Source organism: Enterococcus sp. GC34, from assembly GCF_040886645.1.
Taxonomy (GTDB): domain Bacteria; phylum Bacillota; class Bacilli; order Lactobacillales; family Enterococcaceae; genus Enterococcus; species Enterococcus faecalis.
In genome coordinates, this window is sequence record NZ_JBFOEF010000029.1 from 1 (window position 1) to 1,239 (window position 1,239).

Genomic DNA, 1,239 nt, shown 5'->3' on the forward strand with positions numbered 1-1,239 from the left:
AGAGTAAAGCATTTAACTCTACTCAAGACTCATTGCTTGGACATGCACTTCCAATCGCATGCATTCCTTAGCCTACTGCGTCCCTCCATTGCTCAAACAAAAACAACTGGTACAGGAATATCAACCTGTTGTCCATCGCCTACGCCTATCGGCCTCGGCTTAGGTCCCGACTAACCCTGGGCGGACGAGCCTTCCCCAGGAAACCTTAGTCATACGGTGGACAGGATTCTCACCTGTCTTTCGCTACTCATACCGGCATTCTCACTTCTAAGCGCTCCAGCCGTCCTCACGATCGACCTTCAACGCCCTTAGAACGCTCTCCTACCACTACACCTAATGGTGTAGTCCACAGCTTCGGTAATATGTTTAGCCCCGGTACATTTTCGGCGCAGGGTCACTCGACTAGTGAGCTATTACGCACTCTTTAAATGGTGGCTGCTTCTAAGCCAACATCCTAGTTGTCTGTGCAACCCCACATCCTTTTCCACTTAACATATATTTTGGGACCTTAGCTGGTGGTCTGGGCTGTTTCCCTTTCGACTACGGATCTTATCACTCGCAGTCTGACTCCCGGATATAAATGAATGGCATTCGGAGTTTATCTGAATTCGGTAACCCGAGATGGGCCCCTAGTCCAAACAGTGCTCTACCTCCATCATTCTCAATTCCGAGGCTAGCCCTAAAGCTATTTCGGAGAGAACCAGCTATCTCCAAGTTCGTTTGGAATTTCTCCGCTACCCACACCTCATCCCCGCACTTTTCAACGTACGTGGGTTCGGTCCTCCAGTGCGTTTTACCGCACCTTCAACCTGGACATGGGTAGATCACATGGTTTCGGGTCTACGACTACATACTCATTCGCCCTATTCAGACTCGCTTTCGCTGCGGCTCCGTCTCTTCGACTTAACCTCGCATGCAATCGTAACTCGCCGGTTCATTCTACAAAAGGCACGCCATCACTCATTAACGAGCTTTGACTTGTTGTAGGCACACGGTTTCAGGATCTATTTCACTCCCCTTCCGGGGTGCTTTTCACCTTTCCCTCACGGTACTGGTTCACTATCGGTCACTAGGGAGTATTTAGCCTTGCGGGATGGTCCCCGCGGATTCCGACGGAATTTCTCGTGTTCCGCCGTACTCAGGATCCTCCTAGGTGTTGTTAGCATTTCGTCTACGGGGCTTTCACCCTCTTTAGCGGAATTTTCCAAATCCTTCAACTATACTAACAGACTACCATAT

The 1,239-nt window shown here is 49.8% G+C and carries 1 rRNA gene; it reads right to left on the reverse strand.

Annotated features, from left to right (window positions below):
* A 23S ribosomal RNA gene (locus AB3I72_RS13760) occupies window positions 1-1,239 on the reverse strand; the annotation flags it as partial.